Raw genomic sequence first — 4,862 nt, forward strand, 5'->3', positions numbered from 1 at the left:
AATAATTGGCCAAACCCCCTTTAGGAATCTGCCAACTATGGAAAAAATATCTGTTATTGTGCTGGTTAAAAATCGGCAGGATCATTTACGCAATTTGTTAATCGGCCTGCAGCGTCTTAACGCTTTGAGAAAAGAGGCTGCGATCGAAACGGTTATTGTTCATATGAATGAGCAACCCCAACCACCTCCAGACTTTTTCACGGGCGCATATACAACCACCGAAATTCACAGTATAACTACCCTGCTGCCTTTGGCTCAGGCACGTAACCAGGGTGCCAAAGTTGCCAAAGGCGATCGCCTAATTTTTTTAGACGTTGATTGTATTCCTGCCGGGGATTTTTTAACAGACTATGAACAGGCTTTTGCCAGCGTTGCTGACGCCATTTTGATGGGAACCGTTTACTATTTGAAAACAGCCCTACCGCCGGACTGGAGCAAAACTGACCTGGTGGCTCAAGGACAGCCGCATCCTGCCCGCCTCTATCTGCCAGCAGGCGTTTTGCAGTTCACTCACGACTATCACTTATTCTGGTCGCTCAACTTTGGCCTGCACAAAGCTGTTTGGCATCAAATTGGTGGCTTTGACGAAAGCTTTCAGGGCTATGGCGCAGAAGACACAGATTTTGCCTTTGTGGCTAAAGCGCAGGGCGTACCCCTGGCTTGGCTGGGCGGGGGCACCGCTTTTCATCAATATCACCCCTCCTATTCTCCGCCGCTACAGCATTTTTATGACATCCTGCGCAATGCCCAGGTTTTTCATTGCAAATGGCAGTGGTGGCCGATGGCAAAATGGCTGCAACAGTTTGTCGATGCTGGATATATTGAGTGGTCGCCAGCCGCCGCTACGATTGGCTTGGTGGCAGAACCGAGCAAACAGGCGATCGCCGCTGCTCGTCAATCCTGGTAAAAAACAACGCTCAACCTGGCCTTTTTTGTCAGTCTCGGCAAAATCAACGAATTTGCGTCGTCCTGCCTGCTGCCTTGCTTTTAACCTTTCGCTGTCGATTGAGCTGCGTAGGGGGATGGCGGGGAAAACTGCTCAAACTGGTTTGTGATGTAGGCTGCGGCTTGCTGAGCGCCATCGCTAGAGAGAATTTCTGGCCACCGTTGCGGGCGTAAGCTAGCGGTTTGAGCAAGGACGCTTTGCCAAGCTTCGCCTGTTTGGGGCCATTCTCGTAAAACCACGGCCAAGTGGTGCTGGGCTAGCATAGCGGCCTTCGCCATTTGCTCATCAAAAAATCGCCATTCTGGCAGAGTAATAAACGGTTTGGCCTGAAACCCAACTTCCAACACGCTGTTGTTGCCCGTGTTGGCGATCGCGATCGCGGCTGACTGCAGGTAAGCAATGGGATCGCTGACGTAGGGTAAAACGGCAAAGTTCTGGCCTGTGTGCGCCTGCTCAAAGCCAATGCCCATCCAGTAGTAGTCGGGGATGAAAGCGGCGGCTGAGGCGATTGCTGCCAGGGTGATCTGGCTGGTTCCTTTGCCGCGCATGACTAACACATAGGGCTTGGGAGTAATAGGTTTTTCCTGAACTTGGATCAGTTTAGACGAGGCAATACCGCCTACATAACAAGTCTTTTGGCGAATCCAGTCGGGCACCCAATTTTCTTCAAAGGCTTGGGGGTAGCTGGCAATTAAGCCAACGGCGGCTCGATAACTTTGCAGATGAGCTGCATCATCTCGCTTGCCGCTCATTCGCATGTAGAGGTAGGGGATGCCGCACAGTCGCATGATCATCGCGGTTTCCGCGCAAACGTCAATGACGGCTAAAGCACACCGATGCTGTTGGCAGAGGTCAACAATTGCCTGCACACGGGGCAAATAGGCGCGATCGCGCCCGTAAGGCAGATGCAGCACATCATCTGCTAGCTGGCGATCGCCTGTTGAACGTAGGCTAGGAAGTGGGTAAAGAGAATGGGGGCTGTCGGCCTGCTTAAATAGAGCCGGATTTTCTGAGGCGAGTACCACAGGCATGTCTAGAAACGGTAAAATTGCCTCGGCGCGGCGGGTATGCCCCGACCCTTCAGCATTGACAAAGTAGAAAATTGAGGGGCTGGTCATGATACAAGCGGCAACCTGGTCGTTCTGAAGGGTACGCGATCGCTCACTAAGGTTTGATAGAAGTCGGTGTAGCGCTGAATCATAGCAGCCATTGAGAACCGTTCAACGGCGCGTTGCCGACAGTGTTTCCGCGAGAGGGGCTGAGTTTGGGCGATCGCTTGAGCCAATGCTTCAACGTCTTCAGGAACCAGCACGCCCGTCTCTGGGGTGACAATCTCAACCAAAGCACCCCGCCCAAACCCGGCAACAGGTGTACCACAAGACAGCGCCTCAGCCGCCACTAAGCCAAAAGGTTCATCCCAGCAGGGTGTACAAACAAACACCTGTGCTTGAGCCACCTGGCGAGCAAGCGCCTGCATCCCCAAATTGCCTAAATAAACGGCTTGGTCACTGAGCAAAGGTTGAACTGCTTGGGAAAAATAGCCAGCATCATAAATGGGGCCACAAATTTTGAGCGGCATGTTGGCAAGCTGCGCGGCTTTAATCGCTAGATGTAATCCTTTTTCGGGGGTAATACGACCAACCCAAATGGCGTACTTTTGTTGCTGATTAGTCGGTAGCCAAAGGCGGGTATCTACACCGTTATAAATTAACTGAGTCTTTAGGTTAGGAATAGCATTTAGCCACGATTTAGCGGCTGATTTAGAAACAGCAATTGTACGATGATGACTAGCCGTTAAGCTTGATTTAAAGCCTTCGACCAAACTTTCAAAAGGCGGCGTATGCAGCACCGTCACCATTGGCATAGGCAGAGCAGAAGCTAGCTTTAGCGGTATGTAGTGGAGACTGTTGTTGTGTACGAGATCATAATTGCCCTGCTTTAAAACCCGCATGAGCGATAAATATCTTCTTTCGCGATAAGCAACAATCTCTTCCTCAGCGATTGAGTCGTTGGTGGCCGTTGGCTGAAAAAAAGGAATAAAAGGCAAAGTCGTCTCAGAGCCAGCGGCGGCAAATAAGGTAACTTGATGACCCGCCTGTTGCAATTGCTGAGCCAGGTGAAAGGTATGAGATTCGAGTCCGCCAGCAAACGGCTGCTTAATAGGATAATGAGAATGAGCAATGATGGCTATTTTCACAGGGTTAGACCTTCTTGGATAAAAGTTGTGTGCATTGAAGTCATATCCAACGATTGACTAGGGGCATTGAAGTATTGACAAAAAGGTTCTTTGTTAATTCTTCCGGTGAAATTAAAATAACTATAAAAAATTAAAGCGCCATCATTCTGCAGACATACGACTGAGTCAGTTTTGGCGATATCTTAACTGCACAAGCTGCAACTTCTTGAGCGAAACGACGGAGCCTTAATGGTCAGTTTTTATAGGGAGCGTTAGAAGAGATCGCTCAAGACAGAGAGGATGTTCCAAAAACCATTGTTTGTGATTTTAGGCATTCATCGATCCCCCCTAGCCCCCCTTAAAAAGGGGGGAATAGACTCGGAAGTCCCCTTTTTTGAGGGGGATTTAGGGGGATCTAAACCATTTTGCTGCGCAGTAGATATATTTTCAAATATCCTCAAAGACAGAAGGCAAACTGAAAGTTTTTCTGTACAATCCTTATAGCAATGTAAGTATCTCAACCCTAGTGATTAGGGCTGTTATCTGTCTAACGCAGGTGCGATCGCCAAAATCAAAAACAAAGGGCAGAATGGTACGCTTTCTGTAAGCTAAAAATCCAAATTTTTATTGGCCGAAAAGTAGCTTTGTTTTTGTCAGAAAATCAACCTTCAAAGACCTGCTGCTAAAGTGAATTCTCTACTTGCAGAACATAAAACGTGTAACCATAAAAGTCACTAAATTGTTCAAACAATTTCATCTCTTCTTCAGTTTCACGAATAACTGATTGCATCATTGGAGTCATTGCAACTTGCTGCATCCGCTGCCGCAGCGGTTGGTAATAATTCACCCACCAAGCCTGACTCGGCAACCGCTGCGTAGAAAGTACGCGATAGCCAGAGCGATTGGCTCGATCAATATTTTCAGCCTCGCTGCCCATCATTGCATAGGCGTTCTGCCAGTAAGCGCTAGCAGGCTCTGGCACGTTATCAGCAAACCAGCTCAGCTCCGATATGACAGCAATGCCGCTACTCGCAAGCAGCGATCGCCAGCTTTTAAGAGCCTGCTCAAACCCAAGATTATAAGCAGCGCCTTCTGACCAAAGCAGGTCAACCGAAGCTGCTGCCCAATCCAGTTTGGCCATATCCCCGTGAATTGGCCTGATTAGGTGATCGAGTCTCGCCTGTTTTGCCTGGGTTTTAAGTTCGTCGATAAAAACAGAGCAAGAATCTACCGCCCTGACGGGGCTTTGATAATGTTGTGCCAGCAGCAGGGCGCTAGCGCCACTACCACAGCCTAAATCAGCCATTCGCGGCTGCGGCGGCAACATAGAAAGGTTACTCAAAAGACGGCGGCAGAAGTCAGCGTCACCTGGCCCTTTATGCTTAAGGCCACGGTGTAAGTCAGTTAAAGCGGCAATATATTCAGTTTGAGAATCTGTAGTCATGGCGCTAATATGCTGTTGCGAAGGGCAGAGGGCAGCAGGCAGTGGCTATAGCCGCAAACTGGTGACAACCCAAACCTTAATAATGACCTGTCTCATGAGTCAACATTCATCATTTGAAACCCGATTGAGTGCCCGCTGATTCAGGGGTTTTGATCACCCATTATTGCCATCTCAGCTAACGATTTTGCTCAGTTAATCAGCGGATAGCTCACCAAAATTAAGCTGACGAGTACACACACGCTGCCTGACGGCTTCATCATGAAAAATGCCAATCAAGGCGCATCCTTGAGCTTTGC

Annotated in this window: 4 protein-coding genes; 1 reads left to right on the plus strand and 3 read right to left on the minus strand. The window is 49.1% G+C overall.

Going from position 1 to position 4,862, the window contains the following annotated elements:
- Nucleotides 1–37 precede the first annotated feature (37 nt).
- Nucleotides 38–907 carry a glycosyltransferase family 2 protein gene (locus ACTS3T_RS17090; RefSeq protein ID WP_377968221.1) on the plus strand — a complete coding sequence of 290 codons (870 nt, stop codon included), beginning with the start codon at nt 38–40 and terminating at the stop codon, nt 905–907.
- Between the two features lie 80 nt (nt 908–987).
- Here ACTS3T_RS17090 and ACTS3T_RS17095 read toward each other — a convergent pair whose 3' ends face one another.
- The 3 genes from ACTS3T_RS17095 to ACTS3T_RS17105 form a co-directional block, all read right to left on the minus strand.
- The gene (locus ACTS3T_RS17095) at nt 988–2,064 is read right to left on the minus strand and encodes a glycosyltransferase (protein WP_377968222.1); all 1,077 of its coding nucleotides are present in this window, start codon (nt 2,062–2,064) and stop codon (nt 988–990) included.
- On the minus strand, nt 2,061–3,143 hold the full coding sequence (locus ACTS3T_RS17100; RefSeq protein WP_377968223.1) for a glycosyltransferase family 4 protein: 1,083 nt from the start codon (nt 3,141–3,143) through the stop codon (nt 2,061–2,063). The genes ACTS3T_RS17095 and ACTS3T_RS17100 overlap by 4 nt, the downstream gene beginning before the upstream one ends.
- A gap of 661 nt (nt 3,144–3,804) precedes the next feature.
- Complete coding sequence (locus tag ACTS3T_RS17105) at nt 3,805–4,566, minus strand: class I SAM-dependent methyltransferase (protein ID WP_377968224.1); 762 nt, start codon at nt 4,564–4,566, stop codon at nt 3,805–3,807.
- Between the last annotated feature and the right edge of the window lie 296 nt (nt 4,567–4,862).

Source organism: Almyronema sp. (assembly GCF_052168255.1).
In the GTDB taxonomy this organism is placed as follows: Bacteria; Cyanobacteriota; Cyanobacteriia; order Phormidesmidales; family Phormidesmidaceae; genus Sphaerothrix; species Sphaerothrix epifaneia.